This is a genomic window from Streptomyces sp. NPDC005070 (genome assembly GCF_053600395.1).
Genome location: NZ_JBSFZS010000005.1, coordinates 58,889 through 84,442, shown reverse-complemented (window position 1 = coordinate 84,442; position 25,554 = coordinate 58,889). Strand labels below are relative to the sequence as shown.

The window sequence follows — 25,554 nt, the reverse complement described above, 5'->3', positions numbered from 1 at the left end:
GAGGCGGCGTCCGCCCTGATCGGCGGACGCCCCCGGTCACTGGCGTCCCGCGTCCACGATCCGCTCGAGGAAGCGCCGCGTACGTTCCTTCCGCGGGTCGCCGAAGACCTGTTCGGGTGTGCCGCGCTCCAGGATCACGCCGTCCTCCAGGAAGCAGACCTGGTCCGAGACCTCGCGTGCGAAGCCCATCTCGTGGGTGGCCAGGACCATGGTCATGCCGTCCTCCTTCACATCGCGGACGACGTCCAGGACCTCGCCCACGAGCTCGGGGTCGAGGGCGGCGGTGATCTCGTCGAGGAGAAGCAGCCTGGGACGTACGGCCAAGGCGCGGACGATCGCGGCCCGTTGCTGCTGGCCACCGCTCAACCGGTCGGGGTACTCGGCCGCCTTGGCGCCGAGCCCGAGCCGTTCGAGCAGCTCACGCGCGTGCGCCTCGGCGTCCGCACGGCCCACCCCGTGGACGCGGCGCGGGGCGAGGGTGATGTTCTCCAGCACGGTCATGTGCGGGAACAGGTTGTACGCCTGGAAGACGGCGCCGATCCGCCGGCGCACCCGGTCCTGGTCGGTCCGCGGGTCGGTGATCTCCTCGCCGTCCAGCCAGATCGCTCCGTCGTCCACCTCCTCCAGGAGGTTCGCGCAGCGCAGCAGTGTGGACTTTCCCGAGCCGGACGCGCCGATCAGCGTGGTGACCGTGTGCGGGGCGACCTCCAGATCGACGTCCCGCAGGACGACCGAGTCGCCGAAGGTCTTGCGGACGGACTCCATCCGCAGCAGGGGGCCGCCAGGTGCCGGTGCCGTGCTCATACGATGCCTCCCTGGCCGCGGCGCCGGTCCATGCGGGCGGTGACCCAGTCGGTGAAACGCGTCATGGGAATGGTCAGGGCCACGAAGAGCAGCGCCGCGACGATGTAGGCCGTGTAGTTGAGGCTGCGGCCGACGATGATGTCCGCGGAACGCATCGCCTCCACCGCCCCGCCGATCGAGACGAGGCTGGTGTCCTTCTGGAGGGACACCATGTCGTTCAGGAGCGGCGGGACCTGACGGCGGACGGCCTGGGGCAGCACCACATGGCGAAGGGTCTGCCATGCGGTGAGGCCCAGTGAGCGTGCCGCGGCCCGTTGCGAGGGATGCACGGACTCGATGCCGGCGCGGACGACCTCCGCGACGTACGCCGAATACGTCAGCACCAGGCCCGCGCCGCCGAGGAGAACGGGGTCCGTGGTGACGCCCTGCAACCGGAGCGCGGGTACGCCGAACACGACGATCGAGAGACAGATGATCAGCGGCAGGCCGCGGAAGAAGTCGGTGTACGCCGTGGCGAGGGCCCGAACCGGCCAGTACACCGGCCCCCGCAGCGTGCGCGCCACGGCTGTCAGCGTGCCCAGCAGGAGCACCAGGACACCGCACACCGCGAACAGTCGGAGGTTGAGCAAGAGTCCGTCGAGGACCTTGGGGAGGGCCTCACGCGCGAACGACGCGTCGAAGAACGTCTCCTTCGTGCGCGGCCAGCCCGGGGCGTTGACCACGACGAGGTACAGCACGACGGCCGTGACGAGCGTGGAGAACGCGGCCACGGCCGCCGACCGGCGGGCCCGGCCGCGCCTGTGGCGCTCGCGTTCGATCCTCCGCCGCGACGGGACGTACGCCTCGTTCCGCCCGGGCATCGTTCCACCGGGCAGGTCCCGTCCGGGCGGGCTTCCTTCGGGCACCTCCGCTCCGAGCACGTCCCCGCCGCGCCCGCCTTCCGAGGACGTCTCTCCGCCGGAGGCGTCCTCTCCCGGCTGCTCCGTCATCGCCGTCACTTGAGCACCGGGGCGTCGACCGCCTCGGACAGCCACTGCTTCTCGATCTTCGCGAGCGTGCCGTCCGCGCGCAGGGCGTCCACCGCCTTCGTCACGCAGGAGGTCAGCGCGCTCCCCTTGTCGAGGACGAGCCCGAACTGCTCCGGCGTGCCGCCCCTGTTCTCGAACTGCCCGACGATCCTCGCGTCGGTCACCTCGGCGGCCGTGATGTAGAAGGCGGTCGGCAGATCGGTGACGACGGCGTCGACCTGGCCGTTCTTCAGGGCGGACTTGGCCTGGTCGTTCTTCGCGTACGCGGCCGGTTGCCGGGTCGGCTTCACCACGTCGTCGATGTAGTCCAGGCTGGTGGTGCCGACCTGTGCGCCCAGCTTCAGATCCTTGAGGTCCGCGAGACTCGTCGCCTTCGCGGCCTTGGAGCCCTTCAGCGCGATGACCGCCTGGCGGACGTCGTAGTAGCCGGACGAGAAGTCCACGGCCTTCCGGCGCTCGGAGCTGATGGACACCTGGTTGATGTCGAAGTCGAAGGTCTTCGCACCGGGGGCGAAGGCCTTGTTGAAGGGCACGCTCTGCCAGACGACATCGGCGTCGGCATAGCCGAGCCGCTTCGCCACGGCGTAGGTCACCGCGGACTCGAAGCCCTTTCCGTTGGCGGGCTTGTCGTCCTTGAACCATGGTTCGTACGCCGGCTCGTCCGTGGCGACGGTGAGCCTGCCGGCGGTCCGCGTGCTCAACGAACCCTTGGCGCAGCTTCCGGCGGTGCTCCCGGAGGCTTTGCCGGAGGCCTCGCTCTCCGGCTGCGGGGCACAGCCGACGGCGAGGGCGAGCAGGGCGACGGTGCAGGCGGAGGCGACGGGGCGCAGGGCGCGCTGGGGTCGGTACATGGCCGGAGAGTGGCAGCGAACGAGGCCAACTGTCCAGGTCGCAGCGGTCATTGTCCGCATGGTGGGAATGCGTGTTGCAGTCCTGTGAACACTGCGGTCACAGCCGTCCCGCGCACCCGGTCCGGTCATCGCCGGGGCGGCGAGGGAGTGGGGCCGGGGCCGCCGGCCGAGGGCGGGATCGGGGGCCGGCGGCCCTGCCGCCCAGGAGCCGTCATCCTGCGCGGGGCCGCCTCCAGTGGACTGCACCGGTGAAGGACAAGGGAGCGCGTGTGGGGCACCAGCGTGTGCGCTCGGTTCACACGGGGCGCACGCGAGGCCTCGCGCCCCGCGTGACGCCCGTGCTCTTGTTCACCACCCGCGCGCGTGCCACTCGGGCAGATGCGGACGCTCGGCGCCCAGCGTCGTGTCGTTGCCGTGGCCGGGGTACACCCAGGTCTCGTCCGGCAGTACGTCGAAGATCCTCGTCTCGACGTCGTGGATGAGCCGCGCGAAGGCCTCCGGGTCCTTGCGCGTGTTGCCCACGCCGCCGGGGAAGCCCTAGGGTCCTGTCCCGTGAATACTCTGACGCTCCCGCGCCGCACCATCGTCTTCCTGTACGCGCGGATCTCCGAGGACCCGCGTGACCGCCGACGGGGCGTCAAACGGCAGATGGGCGACCTGAGGACGTTCTCCCAGGAGAACGGCTGGGAGATCGGCGGCGAGTACGTCGAGAATGATGTCTCCGCTCACTCGGGTGAGGAACGCCCCGAATACGACCGGTTGATGGCCGATGCTATCGAGGCCGCCCGGGAGCCGGGTGTCCGTGTCGTGGTGGCCGGCTACCACCCGTCGCGTGTGTGGCGGCGCCGCGTCGAGCGCGCCCAGGCGATCGAGGACCTGCGCCAGGCGGGGTGCTGGGTCGCCTTTGAGTCGGGTGGCCTGTTCAACATGGCGAAGGCGTCGGATCGTTCGCAGCTCGCGAACCTCGGCGAGTCCGACACCGCTGAGTCCGAAGTGAAGAGTGAGCGTGTGGCGCGCGCCGCTCTGGAGCGCGCCCAGGAGGGCCGGGCGAACGGGGCAGTCGCGTACGGGTGGCGGCGTCAGTACGAGTACGACGCCCGGGGCCAGGTCTGCGGCTTCCATGACGTCGAGGACCCCGTGCAGGCCGCCGTGGTCCGTGACATCGTCGGCCGCCTGCTGTCCGGAGCCAGCCTCCTCGGGATCACAGCGGACCTGAACGAGCGCAAGGTACCGGCGCCGGGTGCGGGGATGCAGCTCAAGCGGCGGGCGGTGGGGCAGAACGCGGACGGGTCGTTGTGGAACAAGACCAGCGTGAAGAAGCTCGCAATGCGGCCGGCGAACGTGGGACTCCGCGTCCACCAGGGCGTCGAGTACAAAGCGGCCTGGCCTGCGCTCATCACGGACGAGCAGTACGCGCAGTTGCGGAACCTGTTTGCTGACCGGGCTGTGGTGCGGGAAATGCCTGGTGCGCGGAAGCACTTGCTGTCGTGGGGTGAGGTGGCGACGTGCGGGCCGTGCGGGGCGGTGTTCCGGGTCGCGCTGCGGGGGAATGCGAAGCGGGGTCGGAAGCAGCCGACGTACGTCTGCGACGCGAGTGGCTGCGTCGGCCGTAATGAGGAAGCCCTCGACGAGTACGTGAGGCGCGTCGTCGTGGGGGTGCTGTCGCGGCCCGAGGCGGCCGACGTCTTCCGTGGCGACGACTCGGCGGCTCTGGCGGCTTTGGAGCGGGCTGAAGGGCTGAAGGCTCGTCAGGAGGCGGCTGCGGACGACTACGCGGACGGGGCCATCACCCGCGAGCAGTTGCGGCGCATCACCGCGAAGCTGGCGAGCCAGATCACGGAGGCTCAGGGCGAAGCGCGCCGGTTGCGGCCGACGTTCGACCTGGACGCGTTCGACGGCCTCGTAGGGCCGCGTGCAGAGGAGTCCTGGGAGGCTCTGGAGGTGTCGCAGAAGCGGCGGGTGCTGGACGGTCTGGGGCTGCGGCTGAGGGTGTTCCCGGTAGCGCGGCGGGGCCCGGGGTTCGACGAGACCACCATCGCCCTTCAGTGGGCGCGGGCGGCCGACTGAGTCGCCCGTACACGCCCGGAGAGATCACTCGCTGTCGGAACTCCTGATCTGTTCCCAGAGCTTGCCCGCGTCCTCGGCGAAGTCGTGCAGCCGCTGCTCGCGTGCTTCCTTCTCCGCGTCTGTCTCGTCGTCAGGGATGTGCAATCCAACTTCGGGGGCAGCCACGCCGGAAGCCTGGGCCATCCGGTACACGAGCAGCCTCGGCCCCGGTTCGCCCCCGGCGCGGCCTTTCACCGCAGGGGCGAGCCATCCCTCTTTGCGGGCTCGGGCGAGCCAAGTGCGGATCGTCTCCGTCGGCCGGTCGAACCGGGCTGCGACCCGCGTCAAGGGGCCGGACGGTGCCCCCTCCGCGGTTTCCTCCAGGTACGCCTCTGCGAGCTGCCGCAGCAGGTCGTCGGTGATGGCGGGGCGGCCACCGCGGCGCGGGCTCTCAGGCTTCTCGGGGCGGGTTGCGGGTCCCGCCGGGAGTCGGCCTTCATTGAGGGCCAGGAGCGTCTGTAGGGAACTCACGACACGCCCGAACGGAAGTCCCTTCACCTGGGCGGCGGTCAGCGCTGCGGCGGGGTCCGTGGGCCGGACTTCGAGGCGTGTGAGCTGGACGGTCTGGCCGGACAGGCGTGCCTCGCCGGTGACGGTCAGGGCCCCTTCCTTGTAGGAGAACAGCCGGGTCCCGTCCCTGGTGAGTTCGCCGAGGGTGATCGGCATGCCGGCGTAGGCCTGCGCGGCTGCTCGGAGGACGTCGTCAGGGAGAGGTGCGGTGGGCATGTTCCAACGATCACCAGGTGCATTGGTGCACGCAAACACCAGGCAGTAACTCACCATGTTGCAAGGTGATTGACTTCATGATCCACCATGCTGCAACATGGCCACATGACCGCCACAGTTACCGCGCGGATCAACTCGCGCATGCGTGTTCGCAGCGAACTCTCCCGTCTTCGCGGTGAACTCCCCGACCCGGAGCAGCGCCGGAACATCCGGGAAACCGTCGGCCTCTCCCAGCAGGACATCGCCGACATCGTGGGTGTCTCGCGTCAGGCAATCACCGCGTGGGAGGCGGGAGACCGCTATCCCCGCAAGGAGCAGTTGGCTCGGTATGTGGAAGCGCTCACGGCCCTGAAGGCAGCCGCCGCGTGAACTCCACTCCGGACGGCTGGTGTTCACCGGCTGCAGGCCAGGACGTCGAGGCGTTCATCGCCGAGTTCGTCGCATCCCGGCCCCCACTCACCGGACCGGAGATCGCCGAACTGCGCACCGTCTTCCGGCCTGCCCTGGACCTGGCTGCGCAGCGCGCGGCCACCGAGGCGGACATTGATGCCGCATAGCCGCAAGCAGACATGCGAAAGGCCCGGCTCCCTCTCACAGTCGCCGGGCCTCTCTCAGCACCCCACAGGAGTGCCTTCGATGCGCTACACCCTAGCGGGCCTGGCGGTCCGCTCCAACAATCCGGGCTGGTTTTGGGCCGCCGGTGGAACGGCCCGCACCGCTCACGTCGCCCACGTGGGAAGCGATGCGGGTCCTCGTAACCGTGAGGCCATCATGCACGACCAGCCCACCACCCGTTCCGTCGCCGCTCATCGCGCCCTGGCCCTCGCCCGAGGTGCCCGATGAGGAAGCGCCCAAGCCGTCCGGCGCGGTTCGCCTCCATCGACAACGAGGCGATCGACTCCCTGCCCTCGATCCTGTCGATCGGCTTGCTTACCAGGCTGGTCCGCGCCAAGGACGGCGACGAGGTCAACGTCGAACTGCTCACTAGGGAGTACACCGAGGGCGAGGCTGCGCTCAGCAAGGCTATGCGTGCGCTCGTTGAGGCCGCGATGGTCGTGAAGTTCAAAATCCAGCGGGCGGTATCGGAGGTCGTGGTCGATGAGACGACCGGGGCCACGGTCGTGAAGCGGGGCGGGTCCTGGTTCACCACCTTCAGCGTCGACTCGATCCCTCACACTCGCGAGGACGTCGCGGAGATGCTGCGGGAGGTCATCGACGGCGGCAACGTCAAGGCTGTCCGCATCGAGCCCGAGTACCTCGATCCGCGCAAGGACGCACCATCACCGACCCCGGCCCGACCGGCCCCCCGAAATGCGGGTGTCGGTGCGACCTGCGAAAACGCCGCTTCCGGGAGTGTCGAGACCGGCGAGAACCCAGCAGATTCGAGGCCGCGACCGACCTCCCTGTTTCCGGGCCCCGGTCGACCGACCCCCGGTCAGGCGGGGGCTCTTATTAGGAAGAAGACTCTTGTTAAAGACTCTCTCTCTGGCCCCACCGGCCGCAGCGGTGCGGAGGCGCCAGCGGAGAGAGAGACCGGCGCTGCGAGCGAAGGCATCCCCCCGCAGCGAGAGGCGGAAGCGGATGAAAGCACCGTCGCCTTCGTGCTCGCCTTGCCCGGACGACTCGGCCGCTCGACGGCCTGCACCCTCGCCCCGCTCGTAGAGGCCGCCTTCGCTGACGGCTACAACCCCGAGACCCTGCGGACCGAGCTGGGTGAACGAGTCGACGTCTCCCGGATCAACCACCGAGGCGCCTTGCCCGGCCTGTACGGGCGCGCTCTGGGCGATCTGCCGCCCGCGCCGTCGCCGACCATCAGCAGCCGCGAGCGCTGCCCGGACCACCCGGCCCGCTACAAGGGGCGCTGCGTCGAGTGCGCCCTCGCAGTCCCTGCCTGACACGCCAGTGCGGGCCGCACCCATGCCCGGGAGCGGCCCGCGTATCCCCTGCCCGACGCATCCGACCAGGAGAGCCACCAGTGTCCACCAGCCCGCAGCAGCCCAGCACGGCCTCCGCAGAGGCACCCGCCTTCACCCGCGTACTTCCCCAGGACCTCGCCGCCGAGCAAGCGGCCCTGGGGGTGCTGCTGATGTCCGGCAGCCCGACCGAGGCGTCACACCGGTACTTCGTCGAGACGCTGGAGACCGGCATCGCGCCCGGTGACTACTACCGGCCCGCACACGCCACGATCCACCGCGTCATCTGCGCCCAGCACGAGGCCGGCGAGCCCGTCGACGTCCTCACCATCACAGCCGCGCTCACCGAGGCCGGCGACCTCGCCCGCGTCGGCGGAGCCCCCTACCTGCACGCCTGCATCCAGGCCGTCGCCACCGCGGCCAACGGCGCGCAGTACGCCGAGATCGTCCGGGCCAAGGCATACCGGCGCACCGTGATCAGCGCAGCAAGCCGCATCCTGGAGCACGCCTACAGCGAGACCGGCGACGAGCACGACGTCCGCGAACTCGTCGAGCAGCAGCTCACCGAGATCGTGGCGGGCGTCCCCGGCGTACACGAGGCACCGCCCGCCGTCGGCGACCTGTACCTCGACTTCATCGCCGACCTCGAAGAGATCCAGGACGGAAAGAAGACCGGGCTCACCTACGGATTCGCTGACCTGGACGCGCTCACCTCGGGCATGCAGCCCGGTAACGTCACCGTCATCGCTGCCCAGTCCGGCGTCGGAAAATCCACCCTCGCGCTCAACTGCGCCGTCGCCGCCGCGAAGACCGGCGCGAAGGTGATGTTCTCCTCCCTGGAGATGAGCGCCACCGAGCTGATGCAGAAGATCGTCGCCGCCGAGGGCAAAGTCGCGCTGCACCACCTCACGCATCAGGGCGGCCTCACCCCGAGCGGCTGGGAAACCGTCCAGCGCCTCGGCGTGGACCTGTTCAAGACCCTGCCGCTGCGCGTCTACCAGCCCGAGGGCGCAGCACTGGGCGACATCGGGTCAGCAGCACGGGCGTGCGTGCGCGGCGACGGCCTGGACCTCCTCGTCGTGGATTACATCCAGCTCGTCGAGGTCGAGCACGGCCGCAACACAACCCGCGAGCAGGCCATCGCAGCCGTATCCCGCGGACTGAAGAACCTGTCCGTACAGCTGCACTGCCACGTCATCGCCCTGTCCCAGCTCAACGACGACGGCCTGATGCGCGAGTCCCGGGCGATCAAGAACGACGCATCTGTCGTGATCAAGGTCGTTCGGCCGGACGCGGAGGACAAGGAGTCAGCACGCGCCGGCGAGGCCGACCTGGTCGTCGAGAAGAACCGGTTCGGGCCGACCACGGCCACGACGGTCGGCGCCCAGCTCCACTACTCGCGCTTCCACGACATGGCTGGCATGTGATCCACCGCCGTGTGGGATCTCATTTCCCGCGTCGGAATCTCACGGGTCGATGTCGGATGCGAGTCGGATCCGACATCGTGGCGAGACACCGCAGTTATCCTGTCGCATTGAAGCTGTCGGATTCTCACTCGCTCTCATTCGCGGTGCCGGATTCTCGCTGCGGCACCTGACTGAAAGGTGGTATCCGGACGCGTCGCGTCTACGCTTGGCCTCATGGACAATGGTGTACCGATCTCGGCCTGGCACTACTTTTCCTTGGACCACGCCCGCGCCGCGAGCTCTCTCTCCCGCAAGTGCGGCGAACTGGAAGCCCTGGCACCGAGCTCCGCTGAGGAAGACACAGTGCCCATCGGTACCAGGTCGGACCACCGTTCCTATGCGACAACTTCCGTGCTCGCGTCCGGAGCCTTCATCGAGGCATGCATCAACGAGTTCATCCTCACGGCCTCAAGAGACGAGCTATCACACGTCGAAGGCGCCGAAGCTCGGACAGGACTGGAGCTGAACGAACGGCAGCGGATCACGGCCGCTGGCGAGGACCTTTCGAAGGAGTCCAATACGCTTGAGCGATATCGGAAGGTGCTGCAGTTGCTCGGGCGGGAGCAATTCAACCGTGGCGCCCGTCCGTTCAGCGAAGCAGCTCTGCTCATGAGGCTGCGCAACGCGCTGGTTCACTACAAACCTCAGTGGCGCCCCGAGCACAGCGACGAGCGACAAAGTACTGACCAGGACAAGTTGGTGGTTCAGCTCATGGAGCGGAAGTTCACGCCGAACCCCTTTTACGCCGACTCCCTGAACCCGTACTTCCCGGAAAGGTGCCTCGGACACGGCTGCACCAGCTGGGCATGGAACAGCGCCCTGAAGTTCGCCGACTGCTTCTTCAGCCGCGCAGGAACGACATGGATGTACGAGAATGCCCGAGACACTCTGCAGCCCTGAGTGCCCGATTCTGCCTCTATCGCGAATGAGACTTCCGCGAAAGTCAGGGCGCCTGAGAACACCGGCTCTCAGCAATTGCAAACGATCTGGCACCCCAGCAGGTCAAGGGCTCGACATCTGACAGGCGCGACGTGACAGGACAGCAGTTCAGCGGTCCGCGCCGACGGCGTTTTCCGACACGAAACTGAGACTCCGAGCGTCCGACACAACGTGAGACTGCGGACAGACACACTGGTCGCAAGACCCATGTCCGACACGAGCCGCGAGACCCTACACGCCGACGCCCCGTCGCCCAGACCCTCCACGGAGGCGCTGGGCGGCCCGTACGGCGACGATCACCCCCGCCCGACCCCCATCCCCCCGAGCCCTCTGCGCGGCCCGCACGCGGTCACACAGGGCGACGGATCGGGCGCACACCGAGAGGAATCCCCATAGCTTCCCAGCTCACCGTCGCCGAGCAAGGCGAGGTTGACTCCTTCGGTCGACGCCCGCTGCATGACGGGGACCAGGCCGAGGAGCCCGTCGGCGGCGAAGGTCCTCGAGGGCCAGGCGCAGCCGGATGGCCTCCGGACACGACAGCGCCCCCGCTCCGATTCCCTGGAGCGGGGGCGCAACCGTCGCTACGGATGCGGTCAGGCTGTCACCAGTCCCCGCCGCGAACCGGGATGTCCACTGGCACTCCATGCTCACCCTGCACGAGGGTCTGAGTCACGGCCAGGACCTCGTCGGATGCGCCGTATTGAACGGTTCGAAAAACCATCGCCGGAACCACGGCGGCTTGCGAGAGACCGAAGTCCTCGCACTCGTACCAGGTCAGGGGGCGGGAGGTTAGCGTCCGCTCAAGTCGTACGCATCCAGGCACCATGACGGTCACCGGCGCATCGAATGCGTCCGGCGAGGTCCGTGGCGGCGGGACGGGGAGTCCGAACTTCGGCGCGAGCCTGCGCACTGCGTCGCTCACGACGGCGATCGGGTCCCCGACGCTGGTCAGGTCGAACCATTCGCCTCGCCGGTTGAACTGCCGGAACTCCGCGTGAAGGGCCTGTTCCAGCGCACGGCCGCCCTCGCACGTCCACAGCACGGACAGGGTCAACGGCAGGCCGGTCTGCATCGTACGGAGGCGCCTGGTCACGTCTGTCGTAGTGCCGATCTTCACCAGATCGAGGCTTTCGGCGCCCATGAGGTAGACGACTTCGCTCGACCGCTGCTGCTCTGTGGCCACGGTGATCCTTAGAACGGCGGACGGCCCCTGACCGAAGCCAGGAGCCGTGCGGATGGGTAGCGCCTACTTGCCGGGCTTCAGCGTCGCTGCCGCGGCTCGCGCCGTACCGAACGGCGTGCCGCTGTAGTCGGGTTCGCCGACCGGCTGTTCATCCTCGTCGTACGGCAGGACGAACCAGCTATGCAGGTGGCTCGGTCCTCGGCGGTGGATCTCGCCGACGAACCGGCCGTCCCACGCGACCAGGTAAGGCGGCTCCATCCCGTCCAGTGAGCGGTACACGAGGCCGTGCGTTGCGCGTAGTTCTCGCACGACCTGGAGGCGTACCAGCTCCTCCGCCGACCGCTCTAATGTCTCCTGCGCGGCCGCGCTGGCCGTGTCCAGTTCGTTCATGACGGCGTGCTCCTCTGCGTGTTGGGCCTGATGAGCGGCAACTCGTCGTAGACCAGCTCCAGCCTGTCAGCAGAGGCGGTGTGGCGGACCAATTCCAGGACACGGCCGTTGACGTCGTGAGTGATGCGGTCGACGACCAGCACGGACTCCCGTGCGTCGAGGGAAAGTTCGGAAGCCTGGTCCGCTGTCGGTACCTGCGACGTGACGCGGTGCTCCGCCTTCGAGGGCCGCAGGCCGGCACTCTCCATCGCCTGGAGGACACCCCCGACGACCTTTCCCGGACCGTCCAGGCCCGCGGCCTGCGCGACGTCCAGCGGGTACCAGGCGTCTTGCAGCTGTACGACGTCCTCGCCCACCGTGGCGTGACGCCGCCGATGCATGACGCGGGCTCCAAGCTCGATGCCGAGCCGCTCGGCCACGTACGCCGGAGCCGCGACCTCCTCGTGCCCCATGACGATCATGCGTCCGTCCAGCCCCTGCGCCGCTGTCGCGCGCTCCCACGGCCCCTTGTCCCCGGGCTTCAGCGACTCCGGGAAGGCGCTGAACGGAATGCGGACCCGGGACGCGCCCCGGACGACCGTGCCCACACCGGGCTTGGACACCGTCCGGCCTTCCTCCTGGAGTAGTCGGAAGGCCCGGTTCACCGTGGTGATCGCTGCGCCGAACTGCTCGCGCACCTCCCGCATGGATGGCAGCGGGTCGCCTGGCGACAACTCGCCTGCGTCCATCAGCCCCCGGAAATGAGCGGCGATCTCCTCGTAGCCGCCAGGGCGACCCTTCCGCCTGACCATCGGCTTCCTCCTGGTCCTGATGCCATCGGTGCGTTCTTGAGTGTAGTACTTGCGTTAAGGTTAAGTGTAGTGCTCTACTTAAGCCAGGAATGGTGCACGCCTGGTCATCGGGCTGTGCCAGTGCGTTACGCCCGGAGAGACAGCGAGAGCGGCCTCGAAGGAAGCGCGGAAGTTCCTTCTCAACTCCACAGAGACCAGCACCGGGGCACCCCGCAGCGGAGACCAGCACCATCGGCGACCGCTCCAACGGGCCCCCGGATCAGGCATCTGCGACAAGCCCGCCTGCCCGACGTGATCAGCACGCACCTTGCCTCCCGCCCCGCCACCACTGGGGGCCGGAGCCCTGCCCGCCCTTCGGGGCCGGCCTCGCGCGTCGGGTGACCCAAGGCAGAGATCGCACCCCGGCTCCGAGCCGTGGCCGTCCAGCACCTCCCGCACGCTTCGCGGGTCGTGCCGGGCGGCGACTTCTCGGCACCGCTGGCCCCCGGCATCCGGCTGGGGGCCTTCTCGCTGTCCCTGGAGGACCGCATGGCCAACACCCCGTCCACCCGGCAGGCGCAGACCGCCCGCCTTCACTGCCTGATCGCGCAGGCCGGTGTTCTGGTCTGTGTCGACCAGACGCTGCCCGCGCATTGCCCGGCCCGGGTCTCCCGCTTCGGCCGGCACCGGACGCTGCTGCGTGTCGCGCCGGGCACGAGCCCGATGGAGCGCATCGCGTTCGTCGAGGCCGCCATCGCCAAGGGCGTCGTCCGGTGAGCGCCGGACGGCACCCCGAGGGCGCCTCCGTTCTGCGCCTGGCTGTCAGCCGCGTCGGCTCCGACGGCGTCCGCACCCCCGCCGGTCAGTCGGCTGTCGCGGTGCCGCATCAGTGGCGGGCCGACGACTTCACCCGGCTCCGCGACTCCCTCACCGGGTGGCCGCCGTGCACCTGCCCCCGCCATCGCGCGGCCGGCACCCCGTCATGACGACGGCCCCCGGGGCGTTCGAGCGCCGTAGTCCGGGGGCCGTGCCGAGCTCCACCCGACCGAATCACCGAACCAGGAGGAAGCAGTGTCCGACCGTACCAGCGCGGCCCGCACCGTCCCCGGCGGCTCCGACCCGGATGTGGACGAGGCGCTGCGCCGTGTCCGCGCAGCCGACGCCGCGATCCGTGCCCGGAAGGGCCGGTGACCCGGTGACCAGCCTCCCCGGACCTCGTCAGCCCCACCCCGGGCCTGGTCCCGTCTCGCTGCCTCGCCAGCCCGCCCCGGCCGACCAGGTCGGGGCGGTGCCCCCGGTCGACGTCTCCGAGGACGCCAACCGGCTGGCCCTGATCGGCTTCACGGCCGAGCACCTGCGGGAGGCGCGCACCGCGGCTCTCGCTGCCGAGGCGGCCACCATCCAGCTCGGATACGTCGCCCTCGCCCGCGACCTCGCGAAAGGCCGTCCATGACCCCCGACCACCAGTCCCGGAGTCCCCGGCATCTCACCGTCCGGCAGGCCGGATTTCTCGGGCTCCTGGCCGTCCACGGCACCGTGTGGCTCCTGATCGCCATGGTGGCCCCGTCCCTGCACGCGATCCTCACGTGCCTGTCGAGCTACCTCGCGGTCCTGGCCGCGCTCTCCCTACTCCTGTCCGCCCGCCCGTCCCGCAGTCGCTCCCCCCGGAGGCCCCGATGATCCGCATCGTCAGCACCCGCACCCTGGCCGCCTTACGCGCCCGAGAGGCCGAGGCGGCCGACCTTCAGCACGAGCTGGACATCGCGAACGCCAAGGCCGGCTCGGCGAACGACGCCGCGATCCGCGCGGAGAACCTGGAGACCCAGCTCCGCCAGAGCGCCCAGGCCCACGCCGACCGCATCCAGGCCGAGCGGGACCGTGACGCCGCCTGCACCGGCCGGGACCAGGTCGAGGCCGCCGCCCGGAAGGAGCTGGACGAGATCTGCGCCGACGTTGTCCGCCTCCGGGACGCCGCCGACGCCGCCTCGGGCGGGGCGGTCCGGGGCGCGCTCGCCTACCGGCTCCTGCGCGACCTGTACGCCGACGCCAAGGCGCGCGGCCTGGAGCCCGGCCGGCCCTTCGACCTGGCGGCCATCGTCCTCGGCTTTGACGACGCTCTCCCCGCTCCCACCGACCAGGCCGCCACCCGCTGACCACCCCAACGAGACCGACGGAGGTATCCCGTGAAACAGCTCGCGGCCCTCACGCCCGCGCAGCTCCGATCCATCGAGCGGACCCTGTCCGCCGGAACCTGGACGATCACCTTCGGTGCCGTCCTGTTCAGCGTCCTGACCGTGACTCCGCTCGTGCAGCGGGTCACCTCGCAGACGTGGGACTGGACGGCCCCGATCCTGCCGATCGTCGTTGACGCCGCAGTGGTCATCGTCGTCCGCCTGGACGCCACGGTGTCCCGACTCGGAGAGAAGGGCGGACGGTGGCCCGATGCGCTGCGCTGGCTCACCGGAGTGTTCACGCTCGCCCTCAACATCGGTGACAGCGCACTCAAGGGCGACGCCGTCGGCGTGGCCGTTCATGCGGTCGCCCCCCTGCTCCTGATCTTCACGGCGGAAGCCGCCCTCTCATACCGTCGCGCGATCACCCGGGCCCTCGACCGCATCGCCCGCGAACAGGCCGCCGAAGCCGACCGCGAACGCCGCGAACGCGAGGAGCGCGAACAGCGCGAACGGTCTGAGCGCGAGGCCCGCGAACAGCGGGAGCGGGATGAGCGCGAACAGGAACGCCTCGGCCGCGAACAGGCCGCGAGGGAGGCCCGCGAACACCAGCTTCGGGTGGAGCGTGAACAGCGGGACGCCGAGCGCGAACAGCGCGAGTGGGAGGCCTCCCAGGAGCGGGATCGGGAGGAGCGCGCCCGTCGGGACCGGCAGGAGCGCGAGGACCGGGAGCGCCGTGAGCAGCAGGAGCGCGAGGACCGCGCCCGCGAGGAGCGCGAGGCCAGGGAGCGGAAGGTGAAGGAGGAGCAGGCACAAGCGGAGGCGCTGCGCGAGCAGGCGAAGCAGGAACGCGCCGCCCGCCGCGAACAGTCGGCAGGTGTTCGCGGACAAGCGTCCCCGGGTGTTCGCGAACAGCGCCGCACCCCGGCGCCCCTGGCGTCCGCCAACACCACGGACGACAAGCTCCCGGAGGCCGAAGCGCTCGCCGTCATCGCCTCCGGGGTGACCGACGGCATGGGTGTTCGCGAACTCTCCCGCCGCACCGGCTGGTCCGTCGCCTGGGTCTCCGAGCGAGCCCGCGAACACCGTGAGCAGGCCGACCGCGAACACCCCGCCGAGGAGGCCGGCGGACCCGCCGAACTCGTCGGCGTGGACGCCGCCTGACCGCACGCAACACAGCAGACGACCGAGGGGCGGCCCGACCGGGCCGTCCCTCGCCGCGTCTGGCGATGCCTCCGCCGTTCCCGGCCTGCCCCCAAGGGGCCGGGCGCGGCAGCGGGACCGCCAGCCCACCCCCGACCGAATCGCCATCCCGAGAGGAGCGCCCACGTGAGCGCTGACCGCTGGACCAGCGACAACCTGCTCACCCAGCAAGGCGTGGAGACGTACGCGCAGCAGGTGCGCGAACTGTTCCGCCGCTACGCCGACGAGTTCGACGTCCTCGCCCGCGAGGTCTACGGCGACATGGTCGCCGACCCCATCGAGGGTGACGGCAAGATCGCCGCCCGCTACCACGCGTGGCAGCTCGCCGCCTCGCTCCGATCGATGGCCCGGCGGGCGCGCAGCATCGTCGACGACGCCCAGAGCCTCAAGGGCACGTACCGGCGTGTGTGCATCGAGCTGCCCGAGGCCCGCGAGCGCAAGGCCGCCATGAAGGAGTTGCAGAAGGCCGGCCAGGCGATGCCGACGGCCGCGCCGGTCAACAGCCTCGCCGCAGCCATCGCCCACCGCGCCCAGCTCCCCGCCCAGCCCGGGGACCACGACACCGAGCAGACCGCCCCGGCCCGCCCGGTGACGCCGTGGGGCGACCTCTTCAAGGAGGCCAAGTGACCGCCCCTCCCCGCCCGGCGGACCAGACGAAGCGGAATCAGGCCGAGTTCTGGAACGGACGGCAGGCGGCCGCGAGCGACGAGAAGCAGCTCGCGGCCGTCATGTACGACCTGGCCCGCTCCGCCGCCGCGAAGGCGGCGGGGCGGGACCCCAACCATCCGATCTGGCGGAGCCTCTCCGAGGCGCTGCACGCATGGGCGGTCGACACCCAACGCGCCCTGCCCGGCGATCACACACGGTGAATTCTTTTTCTTCTTCTTCAGCCCGGATCCCGGGTTCGCCGGGCCCCAACGCAAGCGCACGGCGTGCGCGCGCGAGGATGCCCGGCCGCTCACTCTCTGTCAACCCTCGCAACCCCCAGAAGGAGGGGCAAACGATCATGTCCAGTGATGACGGTGACGGCCGGGTGATCCCGTTCCCGACCTTCGGAGGACTTCGGCCTCCCATCAGCGGCGGCACCACGACCGCCGACCCGCCCGCCGCACCGCCGGCGCCGCCCACCGACCCGGAACCGGAATCCCTGGTGACCGCGTTCCCGGCTCTCGCGGGCGCCCGGCTCGCCCCGCCCCTCGCCCTCACGCTGCCCGCGCTCGCCGCCGACGACGAGGACCAGGCCGACGACGAAGTGGAGACCGTCCACCAGGACGGCGGGATGACCGCCCGTGAGGCCGCCACGCTCGGGGTGATGGTCGTCTCCGCCATCACTGTGGCGTGCCTGCGCGGCTCGGCTGCGTTCGCCACTTGGTGCCGGGCCCGGTCGGAGCATCACCGCACGGTGCGTGAGCAGGCCGCCAAGGCGAGGGGGACGGGCGGGGCGGGCGGCCACCGGGTGCCCTCCGGTCCCGAGTTCGGCCGCGCGCCGCGAGGGGGAGGACGCGCCGGCCCCGGCGCCGGAAGCGGAGGAAGCAGCGGAGGCCGGTCGGGCAGCGGCGGAGGCCGCGCCCCGGCGACGTTCCGTTCTTCCGGAACAGGCTCGCGCGGCGCGGGAACGACCCGCTCCGGCGGGGGCGCCTCGAGGCCGCCCACAGCGGCGGACGGAGGGAAAGGCGGCACCGGCCCGAGCAGCAAGACCAGGAAGGGCCCCGGCTCAGGCAGCGGTCACGGAAGTGGCTCCGAGTCGACACCGCCCAGCAGCCGCCGTAAGCGCAAGAACCGCGACGGCGGCGGCTCTGAAGGATCCGGGAGCAGCGGGGACGGGGGAGGGAAGACGCCCCACGGCCCCAAGGGCCTGAAGCTCCGCAAGCCGAAGGGCAGCGGTTCGGGCGGTGGCTCCGGGTCCAGCGGCGGCGGCTCGTCGTCGGGCAGCTCGGGGCCGTCGACCAGCAGCAAGCGCAAGGGCCCGAAGGGGCCCAAGAGCGGCAAGGGCACCAGGACCTCGCCCCCGTCGACCAGCCCAAAAGGCAAGGGCGGCAAGGGGAAGGGGGGCGGGTCCAAGAGCCCGGCGACCAAGACGTCGGCGGCAACGCCGGCGACCCGGGGAGCCAAGGCCCGTGCCCTTGCCCGCCGGGCCACGGTGCGCACGGCTCGCCGTGGCGGCCGCCTGGTGCGCCGTGGCGGCCGGTACCTCGCCCGGGTCACTCCACCCGCCGCGCGTAAGACGGGCCGCTACCTCAACCGGCATGGCCGCCTCGTCGCCCGGCACACCAGCCGCTGGACCCGCGAACGGTGGGAGCGGATCGCCGCTCGGGCCGAAGCGCGCTGGGAGCGCCGCCAGCAGGCCGCAGCAGCCGCCGTTGCGGGGTCCGCCGGGTCCACCACAGGCTCGTCAACGCCTACCCCGGGCCCGACGCCCCCGAGCCCCAGCACGGGCGCCGGAACGGCCTCCAGCGGCCCCGGCGCCTCGACCTGGGGCCCGGGTCCCGGCGGCGGCCCGTGGGTCGGGCACGGCCCCCTCATCCCGCCCCCGGCCATCACCGACCCGTACGCCGTCGTCGTGGAACGCGAGGACAGCGACGACACCGCGACCGCGACCGCCGAACTGCCCGAGCTGGTCGTCGCCGAGGGCGACACCCCGCCGCCGGACACCCCGCCCGGACAGGCGTGGGAGCCACTGCGCGGCGTGGACGGCGGATGGGTCCTGGTCGACGTCGCCGAGCTGGTCGACCCCGATCCCATCCCGATCCCGGCGGCCCGCACCGCGGCCGCACCCGAGAGCAAGGAGACAGCGCCCGTGACCGACCTGCCCGCCACAACGTCCGCCATCGCCGAAGGGGTCGCCGCCATGGCCGGCCCCGTCTACGACAGCGGAGCGTCCGAGCTGACGATCTACGACCTGCTCGACGCCGACGAAGATGCGGCGGAGGAGATCGTCGCCCGCGTCGACACCGCCCACGCGGACGCCAAGGCGGCCCGCGCGCTGGTCGGGCACATGGAAGACCTCAAGGCCACGATCGTCCGCCTGCGCATCCCGGGCGCCCTGTACCGGTACGCCTGCCGCCTCCAGGAGAAGGCCGCCGCCTTGGCGACCGACGCCGACGCACTCGCCAAGTCGCTCCCGGCCGCCTCGGAGGCGATCAGTGCGGCGGGCAAGAACGCGGCCGCCCGGCACAAGCTCCTCGCCGACACCACCCGCGACCACGGGCACGCCGCCCCGGCCGAAGTCGAGTACCACGGATAAGGAGCCCCCTGCCCATGTCGGACAACCTTCCTGCTCCCGCCCCCGACCAGGGCCTCGCCCCCGCCGCTCAGGACAGCGGTGGGGGCGTCGCCTCCACGGCCGCCGGTGCGGCCGGGGCCGTCGTCGCCGCCGTCGGCTACGGCGTCCAGTTCACGGCCATGGTCGCCAAGCTCGCGTCCGCCGGCCTCGCCCTGCGTGGCGTGGGCGCCCGGGTCCGCGAGACGTACCGCTACATCGGCGACTGCGCCAAGAGCGTCGACAACCTCGCCGACCTCGCCGCGAACCTCCGCCCGGCCGTCGACCCCGACACCGTGGGCGAGCACCGCGACGCCGCGACGGTGATGCGCGCCTCCCTCGCCCGCGCCCAGCGCATGGCCAACACGGTCGACGAGATGTCCGTGATGTTCGGCCAGGCCAAGGCCGCCCACGAGGGCGACTACGGGGCCGTCAACGACGTTGCGACGTCCATGACGGTCCCCATGGCGAACCGGAACTTCTACCGCAACCGCTGACCCCAGGAAGGAGGCACTGCCGTGCCGCTGCCCTCGCTCGACCGTGTGCGCACCGTCGTCGGACAGACCCGAGACGCCGCCGGGCGCGTGGGCACCGTGGGAGGGGCCGCCGTCCTGGCGGCCTCGCTCGTGGTCCCCGAAGCCGCTGCCGTCGCTTTGCCTGCCGCCGCTGCCGCGGCCGGGGGCGGCTACCTGATCTCCATGGCCCCGGCGGGGGAAGCGGCGCCCGGCTGGCTGCGCACCATGTACGCCGCCCCGGCCCTCACCTGCGCCGCCGGAACCATCGCCTTCCAGTTCGCCCCCGGCGTCCGCTGGTGGGAGGCCCTGGCGGCCGCCGGATGGACTGTCCTCACCTGGTGGCTGCGCCCCTCCCAGCAGGCCCGCGACTGGGCAGCCGAGGCCGTCGGCACGGAGACGGCGGCCGTCGTCTACGAGCACATCGGCGACGCCGTCGCCGTCCAGGGCCAGGCCCTCACGCTGACCGGCTCCCTGGAGGAGCGCCTGGCGTCCTGGTGGGCCGCGCACGCCGCCGGGGAGGGCTGCCCGGCTACCGGGACCCATCTGGAGCGGATCGCCGCCGTAGGGCCCACGGAGTTCGCCGCGTGGATCGTCGCCGACGTCCCCGGCCAGCCCGTCCCGCAGGTGAGCATCCCGCGGCTGTCCGCCCTCATGGACATCGAGGAGGAGCTGTTCGCCGTGGGCCCGGTCAAGGGCCGTGGCGCCGGCTACCGCCGCCTCCGCGTCGGCGCCACCGCGAACAGCGGACCCGAGGACTTCACCGAGCTGTGGACGCAGAAGATCGCCCCGACCGCCATGCCCGGAACGACGGTCGTCGCCGTCCGCGCCGGATACATCGACCAGGAGGACGACGACCAGTGAAGCGCGCCCCCGACTTCGTAGAGATCGAAGTCGCCCGGAGACCCGGTGAGCTGATCACGTACAACCACGCCGCCCTGGTCTCCGCCCTAGGGGGCAAGGACCCGGCCTGCGTGGCCGTGGAGACCGACGGCCTGTCCCGGGCGCTGATCACGGCGTACCGGCGTCCGCCGCTGGAGAACCTGCGCTACGCCCGCCCCGAGGACCTGGTGATGGATGCCGAGGGGTTCATCACCGTCGGCCGGCACCACGACGGCACGGCCGCCCGGATGCGGCTGTACGAGCCCGGCTCGGGCGCGCAGCGCGGCGCGATGTTCGGCACCACGGGTGCGGGCAAGTCCCGCGCCCTACAGCTCGTCCTCGCCGCCGAGAAGCGCTCCCGGATCGTGTCCTGGCTGTCCGACCTCAAGGGCGGCCAGTCCGTCCCGGAAGCCCGGGGACAGGTCGACTGGCGGGCGACCACCGAGCACGAAGCGATGATGCAGCTCCGCGCGGGCCTGTGCCTGGTCATGGTCCGCACCGAGCGGTACGCCCGCCTCGGCCGGTCGTACTTCGTCGTCGGTGACCCGGACCCGCTGGTCAACATCCGCATCGACGAGGCGAACCGGCTTCTCCAGGAAGGCAGCGTCCACCGCGACGAGGCCGCGTTCCTGATCAAAGAGATCGGCCGCCTCGGCCGGTCGGTCGGCGTCGGCATCAGCATCGCCGCGCAGGCCGGCCACATCGAGGAGCTGGGCGGCTCGGACACGCTGCGCGCCATGCTCAAAGAGGGCGACGTCGTCCTCCTGCGCTGGTCGTCCAACATGATGGCCGCGCTCGTCTCCGACGGCCTCCTGCCCCTCGGCGCGGACCTGGTGCCCATCCCAAGGCGCAGCGGCCCGCCCGTCCTGCGCTCCCGATTCGACCGCACCGCCGCCGACGTCCCCGGGACCTCCACGGCCGGACAGGCGTACCTCCTCGGCTCGCCCCGGCCGACCGCGCTCATGCGGTTCTTCCGGGTCGGCTCCCCGGTCCCCGTCAACGGCCTGGACCCGGCGATCGTCGACCTCTACGGCCCGGGGGAGCCCGCCCGACTGGAAGCCGCATCCGTGGACTACGTCGGACCCGCCTACGCGGCCCGTGGCCGCGGGCCGGTCACCCTGCACGACCTGGCGGCCGCGCAGGTCCTCGCAGAAAGCCTGGAGGCCGCCGGAGTCGACCTGGAGTCCACCGCCTACCTCGCCGAGCCGCGCCTCACCCCACCCGCCGGTCCTGCTCCCACAGCCCCGACCGGGCCGACGCTCGACCCCACCGCGCCGGGCGCCGGCCTCATGCCGCCGCCCAAGGGCAAGGGCTCACCGTCCACCCGGAGCCGCATCCTGGGCGCCCTCGCGGACGGACCGCTGAACAAGCACGACCTCCAGGAGAAGGTGAACGCCGACGGCGGCCGCCAGGTACGGAACATCGCGCCGACCCTGTCCGACATGAAGCAGGCGGGCGAGCTGGAGCAGCCCGAGCGAGGCCTGTGGGCCCTGCCCGCCGCCTCCTCGGACGACTGACCGACCATCACCCGGCGCTGCACGCCCTTCCCCTGCGCCCCCGGACACCGACACGCTGGGGCCATGCCGTTCGAGTTCATCTGCTGGTGCTGCGGCGCCACCTGCGTCGTCGAGGGCAAGGCCCGCGGCTTCTGGTCCACGACCCATTACGAGGTCGTGGCCGTTTGGTCGTGTTGGTCATGCGGCTCAGAGAACACCACGCCGGACGACGACGAGGACTGACCGCCCGTCACACCCGCAAGGCCCGGAACACTTTGGCTCCGGGCCTTCCTGCTGCCTGTGCACGTACCGCCCCCAGGGCCCCGGAGCGCCGTCTCCGGGGCCCTCGCCGTACCCACGCCCCGGGAGGACCCCGCCATGGACAACGACCGTCGTACGCCCGCCCAGCCCCTCAGCGACGATGACGCAGCCCGCGAGGCCCGCCGCATCCTGGCTGCCTGGAAGCCCGACGAGCCCGCCGCCGAGACGGTCCCCACGACCACCTCGTACCGCGACGAGACGGACGTCCCCGAGACCGGCGACGCGGAACCCGTCCTCCAGCCCGAGACCCGGCGAGTGCCCGCGTGGGCCGCCGGGATCGCGGTCGCCTCCCTCGGTATCGGCGCCGGGACGACTGGCCTGGGCTGCGCCGCCTGGCTCGCCTTCAAGGGCCTGGCCCTCGTATCCGTCCCGAGCTTGCAGAGCCTCGCCTTGGCCCTCCTCGCCCCGTTCGCCGGGGTCGCGCTCGCCGCCGTCGCCATCGGCGCGGCCATCTCCAAGGCCAAGCGCTCCGGGACCACGAACGTCTACAAGGGCCCGGTCACCGTCACGAACAAGGCCGAGGTCAACAGCACCGCGCGCGGCGCCTTCGCCCGCAACCGCAACGACATCCGCCCCTCGTAGGCCCGGCCCGCCCGTCTGGTCCTCAGCGCGCCCTCACGGGCGTCCCGAGGGCCTCGCAGGCCGACCGGCCGCAACCAGCACTCACCAACACCCCAGGACGGACGACATGTCATTGCACTACGCCGTGAGCTGCGACAACGAGGGATGCGTCGCGCTCCACGTCGCCAAGCCCCGGCTCGGACGGGACGCCGCCGTATTCGCCGCCCGACGGGCCGGATGGGACGTCAGCACCTCCGGCCTCACGACTCGTTGTCCGTCCTGCACGACCGGCGGCCTGCCCGTGATGGAGCGCGGCAACTGTCCGACGTGCACCGGACGCACGCATAACTGCCGCTGGGGTGAGACGTGCCAGTACTGCGGCCATCTCACGCCCGACGACGAGGACCAGGAGGCCGACGTCGAGCACCACCAGGCGGACAGCGACGGGCCGGCCGTGCGAACCGAGTGACCCCACCCCGACCACCCGACCACTCCCCGACGGAAGGACACACACCTTGCACTGGCACGGCTTCGGACCCTGGATCGGCACCGGCAAGGAGTACGGCAAGGAAGCACTACGGCGGCCCGGCCGGGGACCAGGCGACGGACAGACCGCCGCGTTCCTAGCGTCGCGGGTCCCGTCCATGCAGACCGGTCACGCGCTCATGCGGACCGGACTGGTGGCCGGCACCTGGACCGACGTGAGGGACGCAGTCGACTGGCTGGCCGGCCTGTACGGCACGGCCCAGCCGATCGAGCGCACCGACGGCGGTATCGCCTACCTCGACGCCGACACGAAGGCGTCGTACGCGCTGGATGCCCTGCCCCGCGGCCTCGACGTCGTGTGGGCGTACTGGACGCAGTCGAGGCTGCTCGCCTCGTACTCGGTCGTGTGCTGCCCGCACCGCGACATCGACGTCCCGTGCCCGACCCGCGACCGACAGCTCGTCGCCGCACGCTGACACCGCCTCACCAGGCCCCGGCCGCGCCTCTTTGAGGGCGCGGCCGGGGCCTTTCACCTCCTGTGATCCCACGCCCGTCCACGTCTACCGGCCCGGCCCACGCAGCCAGAAGCCCATCGACACGAGACAAGGCAGCCATGACGCTCATCAGCCCGAACACCGTCCTCGCGAACGCCCTGACGGCCGTCGAGGACGTCCTCGCACCACGCATCCAATCCAGCAAGCCGCAGCGGATCGCGCTGGTGGTGGGCACGCAGATCAACGGCGCCCCGCACGCCGGCACCTCGCTGGTGCAGTCGATGGCGTTCGCCATGGCCGCCCGGCTCCGCGACCGGCACGGCCTCCCGGTGGAGGTCAGGTTCTCGGCACTGGACAACGCGCCGCACGAACTGACCACTGACCCTGCATCGGGGCAGCGCTACCAGCGGGCCTACGCCCAGACCCTCGGAACGGACGGCGTCGCCAGCCTGGTCGGCACGCTCTACCGCCCCTTGTTCGACGCCCTGTCGGAGCGGCTGGGCGTGCCGTACGACGTCGAGACCTACTCGGAGCAGCAGGAGACGGCCCAGTTCCGGGAGACGTGGCTGCGGGTCCTGCCACGTCTGGAGGCCGCCCGCCTGTGGCTGGCTCCCTCGACCGGGGTCCCGCACCTGCGGGTGCCCTGCCCGTCCTGCGGGTGGGCGGAGAAGTACGCCGAGCGCACCCGCGTGGAACCGGTCGGCCGGAGTCTCGCCCGGGTGTCGGCGGTCTGCCTGCACCACGGCCCCTACACGGCCACGATCACGCCCGACGGCGGCGCGTTCCTCGACCTCGCCACCCTGTACCGGAACATGGTCAAGGAGCTCGCCGCCCTCCAGGAGCGCGACGTCCTACAGGTGATGGTCAAGGGCACCGACTGGATGCCCGGGAGTCTCCTGGTCGACGGCGCGCACCAGGCCGTGGGCCTGACCCGGGGCCAGCTCCCCGCCCGGCTGTTCTGCCCGATGATCGTCGCCGAGACGGGTGCCAAGCTGTCCAAGAGCCTCATCCGCTCCGGGGCCGCCACGTTGCCCGCAGGGGCCGAGCCCTGGATGCTCGACACCCGGGAATGGCCCGGCACCGTGGGGGAGTTCGCCGACCGCCTTCTCGACCTGGCGGACCTGTTCCTATCCCACCCCCGGCACTTCTTCCGCTCATACTCGGCCGCGGAGCTCGCGCGGCTGATGTCCGCACCGACAGGGAGCCCAACTGCATGAGCACCACCTCAGCCCGCGTCATCGAGCTGAACCTGTACGCCCAGTACTTCGACCTGGTCGCCGCTGGACGCAAGTCCCGGGAGGTCCGGGTGAAGTACCCCAAGTTCGACGGCCTGACGGCCGGTGACCTGATCCGGTTCTCCGTGAAGGACACCGACCGGTCATGCCTGACCCGGGTCACCCGGGTCGCCGAGTACGCGTCGTTCGAGGAGCTCCTCGACACCGAAGGCCCCTCCCAGGTGAACCCCGACTCGACCCGCGAGGAGCAGCTCGCCAACATCCGGCGCATCTACCCGCCCGACAAGGAGCGGCTCGGATGCCTGGCCATCGGTATCGAGTTGGTCGACTGACCCCGCAGAGAACAGGCCCCCGGCCGCCCCCTTCGCCCACAGCGAGGGGGAGCAGCTGGGGGCCTTTTTTCATGCCCAAGCACCGGACGGGCCGGATCAGCTAAGGTGCCCGCCCGCTGCGACGCGTTACGTCCCGGTACGTCCTGATGCGTGAGCCGCGCCCCGCCCGACCGATCGAGGAGACCCTGATGACCACCGCCCCCGCCGATGCCCCGGAGTGGCTGACCCGCGCGCAGCTCGCCGCCGCCCTCCAGGTCCACGTGAACACGGTCTCCCGCTGGATCAGCAGCGACCCCGACATGCGTGTCCAGCGGCTCGGACCGTCCGGACACCGCGTCCGTATCCACCGCTCCGAGATCGACCGGCACCGCACCGGGGACGACGTCACCGACGAGGCGGCCTCCGCTGCCCCCTGACGGCCCCTCA

Annotated in this window: 32 protein-coding genes and 1 pseudogene; 25 read left to right on the top strand and 8 right to left on the bottom strand. The window is 71.1% G+C overall.

Features of this window, described 5'->3' with window-relative positions; all coding sequences use genetic code 11:
- Window positions 1–36: 36 nt before the first annotated feature.
- The 4 genes and pseudogenes from ACWEBX_RS03470 to ACWEBX_RS03455 all read right to left on the bottom strand — a co-directional run.
- Window positions 37–804, bottom strand: coding sequence for an amino acid ABC transporter ATP-binding protein (locus ACWEBX_RS03470; RefSeq protein ID WP_451883227.1), 768 nt, complete (start codon window positions 802–804; stop codon window positions 37–39).
- Window positions 801–1,664, bottom strand: coding sequence for an amino acid ABC transporter permease (locus ACWEBX_RS03465; protein ID WP_451883264.1), 864 nt, complete (start codon window positions 1,662–1,664; stop codon window positions 801–803). Before ACWEBX_RS03465 ends, ACWEBX_RS03470 begins: the two co-directional genes overlap by 4 nt.
- 134 nt (window positions 1,665–1,798) lie before the next feature.
- A complete protein-coding gene (locus tag ACWEBX_RS03460; RefSeq protein ID WP_451883226.1) occupies window positions 1,799–2,683 on the bottom strand; it encodes an ABC transporter substrate-binding protein in 885 nt (294 codons plus the stop codon).
- Window positions 2,684–3,031: 348 nt separating this feature from the next.
- Window positions 3,032–3,217, bottom strand: a pseudogene (locus ACWEBX_RS03455) (MBL fold metallo-hydrolase); the annotation flags it as partial.
- Window positions 3,218–3,235: 18 nt separating this feature from the next.
- On the opposite strand from ACWEBX_RS03455, the gene ACWEBX_RS03450 reads away from it, so the two are divergent.
- The gene (locus ACWEBX_RS03450; RefSeq protein WP_451883225.1) at window positions 3,236–4,750 is read left to right on the top strand and encodes a recombinase family protein; all 1,515 of its coding nucleotides are present in this window, start codon (window positions 3,236–3,238) and stop codon (window positions 4,748–4,750) included.
- Window positions 4,751–4,774: 24 nt separating this feature from the next.
- On the opposite strand, the gene ACWEBX_RS03445 is transcribed toward ACWEBX_RS03450, so the two are convergent.
- Window positions 4,775–5,515 carry a hypothetical protein gene (locus ACWEBX_RS03445; RefSeq protein ID WP_451883224.1) on the bottom strand — a complete coding sequence of 247 codons (741 nt, stop codon included), beginning with the start codon at window positions 5,513–5,515 and terminating at the stop codon, window positions 4,775–4,777.
- A gap of 105 nt (window positions 5,516–5,620) precedes the next feature.
- On the opposite strand from ACWEBX_RS03445, the gene ACWEBX_RS03440 reads away from it, so the two are divergent.
- The 5 genes from ACWEBX_RS03440 (at window position 5,621) to ACWEBX_RS03420 (ending at window position 9,794) form a co-directional block, all read left to right on the top strand.
- Entirely contained in the window at window positions 5,621–5,884 is a 264-nt protein-coding gene (locus ACWEBX_RS03440) for a helix-turn-helix transcriptional regulator (protein WP_451883223.1), read from the top strand.
- Entirely contained in the window at window positions 5,881–6,072 is a 192-nt protein-coding gene (locus ACWEBX_RS03435; RefSeq protein ID WP_451883222.1) for a hypothetical protein, read from the top strand. Before ACWEBX_RS03440 ends, ACWEBX_RS03435 begins: the two co-directional genes overlap by 4 nt.
- 282 nt (window positions 6,073–6,354) lie before the next feature.
- Window positions 6,355–7,410, top strand: coding sequence for a hypothetical protein (locus ACWEBX_RS03430; protein WP_451883221.1), 1,056 nt, complete (start codon window positions 6,355–6,357; stop codon window positions 7,408–7,410).
- Window positions 7,411–7,490: 80 nt separating this feature from the next.
- The gene (locus ACWEBX_RS03425) at window positions 7,491–8,855 is read left to right on the top strand and encodes a replicative DNA helicase (protein ID WP_451883220.1); all 1,365 of its coding nucleotides are present in this window, start codon (window positions 7,491–7,493) and stop codon (window positions 8,853–8,855) included.
- Between the two features lie 213 nt (window positions 8,856–9,068).
- Complete coding sequence (locus ACWEBX_RS03420; RefSeq protein WP_451883219.1) at window positions 9,069–9,794, top strand: hypothetical protein; 726 nt, start codon at window positions 9,069–9,071, stop codon at window positions 9,792–9,794.
- A 640-nt stretch (window positions 9,795–10,434) separates the two neighbouring features.
- On the opposite strand, the gene ACWEBX_RS03415 is transcribed toward ACWEBX_RS03420, so the two are convergent.
- The 3 genes from ACWEBX_RS03415 to ACWEBX_RS03405 form a co-directional block, all read right to left on the bottom strand.
- On the bottom strand, window positions 10,435–11,016 hold the full coding sequence (locus tag ACWEBX_RS03415; RefSeq protein WP_451883218.1) for a GIY-YIG nuclease family protein: 582 nt from the start codon (window positions 11,014–11,016) through the stop codon (window positions 10,435–10,437).
- A gap of 63 nt (window positions 11,017–11,079) precedes the next feature.
- Window positions 11,080–11,406 carry a hypothetical protein gene (locus ACWEBX_RS03410; RefSeq protein WP_451883217.1) on the bottom strand — a complete coding sequence of 109 codons (327 nt, stop codon included), beginning with the start codon at window positions 11,404–11,406 and terminating at the stop codon, window positions 11,080–11,082.
- Window positions 11,403–12,197 (bottom strand): GntR family transcriptional regulator, encoded by a 795-nt coding sequence (locus ACWEBX_RS03405; protein ID WP_451883216.1) that lies wholly within the window; start codon window positions 12,195–12,197, stop codon window positions 11,403–11,405. The genes ACWEBX_RS03410 and ACWEBX_RS03405 overlap by 4 nt, the downstream gene beginning before the upstream one ends.
- Window positions 12,198–12,611: 414 nt before the next feature.
- Between ACWEBX_RS03405 and ACWEBX_RS03400 the strand changes: the two genes are divergently transcribed.
- From ACWEBX_RS03400 to ACWEBX_RS03310, 19 genes are all read left to right on the top strand, one after another.
- Complete coding sequence (locus ACWEBX_RS03400; RefSeq protein WP_451883215.1) at window positions 12,612–12,953, top strand: hypothetical protein; 342 nt, start codon at window positions 12,612–12,614, stop codon at window positions 12,951–12,953.
- Window positions 12,950–13,162: a hypothetical protein gene (locus ACWEBX_RS03395; RefSeq protein ID WP_451883214.1), complete on the top strand. Its 213-nt coding sequence runs from the start codon at window positions 12,950–12,952 to the stop codon at window positions 13,160–13,162. Before ACWEBX_RS03400 ends, ACWEBX_RS03395 begins: the two co-directional genes overlap by 4 nt.
- A gap of 209 nt (window positions 13,163–13,371) precedes the next feature.
- Window positions 13,372–13,629: a hypothetical protein gene (locus tag ACWEBX_RS03390; RefSeq protein WP_451883213.1), complete on the top strand. Its 258-nt coding sequence runs from the start codon at window positions 13,372–13,374 to the stop codon at window positions 13,627–13,629.
- Window positions 13,626–13,856 (top strand): hypothetical protein, encoded by a 231-nt coding sequence (locus tag ACWEBX_RS03385; protein WP_451883212.1) that lies wholly within the window; start codon window positions 13,626–13,628, stop codon window positions 13,854–13,856. Before ACWEBX_RS03390 ends, ACWEBX_RS03385 begins: the two co-directional genes overlap by 4 nt.
- Window positions 13,853–14,329 carry a hypothetical protein gene (locus ACWEBX_RS03380; protein WP_451883211.1) on the top strand — a complete coding sequence of 159 codons (477 nt, stop codon included), beginning with the start codon at window positions 13,853–13,855 and terminating at the stop codon, window positions 14,327–14,329. The genes ACWEBX_RS03385 and ACWEBX_RS03380 overlap by 4 nt, the downstream gene beginning before the upstream one ends.
- Window positions 14,330–14,359: 30 nt before the next feature.
- Window positions 14,360–15,511 (top strand): DUF2637 domain-containing protein, encoded by a 1,152-nt coding sequence (locus ACWEBX_RS03375; protein WP_451883210.1) that lies wholly within the window; start codon window positions 14,360–14,362, stop codon window positions 15,509–15,511.
- A gap of 165 nt (window positions 15,512–15,676) precedes the next feature.
- Entirely contained in the window at window positions 15,677–16,177 is a 501-nt protein-coding gene (locus ACWEBX_RS03370) for a hypothetical protein (protein WP_451883209.1), read from the top strand.
- Window positions 16,174–16,419 carry a hypothetical protein gene (locus ACWEBX_RS03365; RefSeq protein WP_451883208.1) on the top strand — a complete coding sequence of 82 codons (246 nt, stop codon included), beginning with the start codon at window positions 16,174–16,176 and terminating at the stop codon, window positions 16,417–16,419. The genes ACWEBX_RS03370 and ACWEBX_RS03365 overlap by 4 nt, the downstream gene beginning before the upstream one ends.
- 137 nt (window positions 16,420–16,556) lie before the next feature.
- Window positions 16,557–18,794, top strand: a complete 2,238-nt coding sequence (locus tag ACWEBX_RS03360; protein ID WP_451883207.1) for a hypothetical protein — start codon at window positions 16,557–16,559, stop codon at window positions 18,792–18,794.
- A gap of 14 nt (window positions 18,795–18,808) precedes the next feature.
- The gene (locus ACWEBX_RS03355) at window positions 18,809–19,306 is read left to right on the top strand and encodes a hypothetical protein (protein WP_451883206.1); all 498 of its coding nucleotides are present in this window, start codon (window positions 18,809–18,811) and stop codon (window positions 19,304–19,306) included.
- A 21-nt stretch (window positions 19,307–19,327) separates the two neighbouring features.
- Window positions 19,328–20,185: a hypothetical protein gene (locus ACWEBX_RS03350; RefSeq protein WP_451883205.1), complete on the top strand. Its 858-nt coding sequence runs from the start codon at window positions 19,328–19,330 to the stop codon at window positions 20,183–20,185.
- Window positions 20,182–21,720, top strand: coding sequence for a DNA/RNA helicase domain-containing protein (locus ACWEBX_RS03345; protein ID WP_451883204.1), 1,539 nt, complete (start codon window positions 20,182–20,184; stop codon window positions 21,718–21,720). The genes ACWEBX_RS03350 and ACWEBX_RS03345 overlap by 4 nt, the downstream gene beginning before the upstream one ends.
- A gap of 63 nt (window positions 21,721–21,783) precedes the next feature.
- Entirely contained in the window at window positions 21,784–21,942 is a 159-nt protein-coding gene (locus ACWEBX_RS03340) for a hypothetical protein (protein ID WP_451883203.1), read from the top strand.
- Window positions 21,943–22,077: 135 nt separating this feature from the next.
- A complete protein-coding gene (locus ACWEBX_RS03335) occupies window positions 22,078–22,602 on the top strand; it encodes a hypothetical protein (protein WP_451883202.1) in 525 nt (174 codons plus the stop codon).
- 106 nt (window positions 22,603–22,708) lie between these two features.
- Window positions 22,709–23,050, top strand: a complete 342-nt coding sequence (locus ACWEBX_RS03330) for a hypothetical protein (protein ID WP_451883201.1) — start codon at window positions 22,709–22,711, stop codon at window positions 23,048–23,050.
- A 46-nt stretch (window positions 23,051–23,096) separates the two neighbouring features.
- The gene (locus ACWEBX_RS03325) at window positions 23,097–23,543 is read left to right on the top strand and encodes a hypothetical protein (protein ID WP_451883200.1); all 447 of its coding nucleotides are present in this window, start codon (window positions 23,097–23,099) and stop codon (window positions 23,541–23,543) included.
- Window positions 23,544–23,680: 137 nt separating this feature from the next.
- Window positions 23,681–24,778 carry a hypothetical protein gene (locus tag ACWEBX_RS03320; RefSeq protein WP_451883199.1) on the top strand — a complete coding sequence of 366 codons (1,098 nt, stop codon included), beginning with the start codon at window positions 23,681–23,683 and terminating at the stop codon, window positions 24,776–24,778.
- A complete protein-coding gene (locus tag ACWEBX_RS03315; protein ID WP_451883198.1) occupies window positions 24,775–25,128 on the top strand; it encodes an ASCH domain-containing protein in 354 nt (117 codons plus the stop codon). Before ACWEBX_RS03320 ends, ACWEBX_RS03315 begins: the two co-directional genes overlap by 4 nt.
- 188 nt (window positions 25,129–25,316) lie before the next feature.
- Window positions 25,317–25,544, top strand: a complete 228-nt coding sequence (locus tag ACWEBX_RS03310) for a helix-turn-helix domain-containing protein (RefSeq protein ID WP_451883197.1) — start codon at window positions 25,317–25,319, stop codon at window positions 25,542–25,544.
- Window positions 25,545–25,554: the final 10 nt, after the last annotated feature.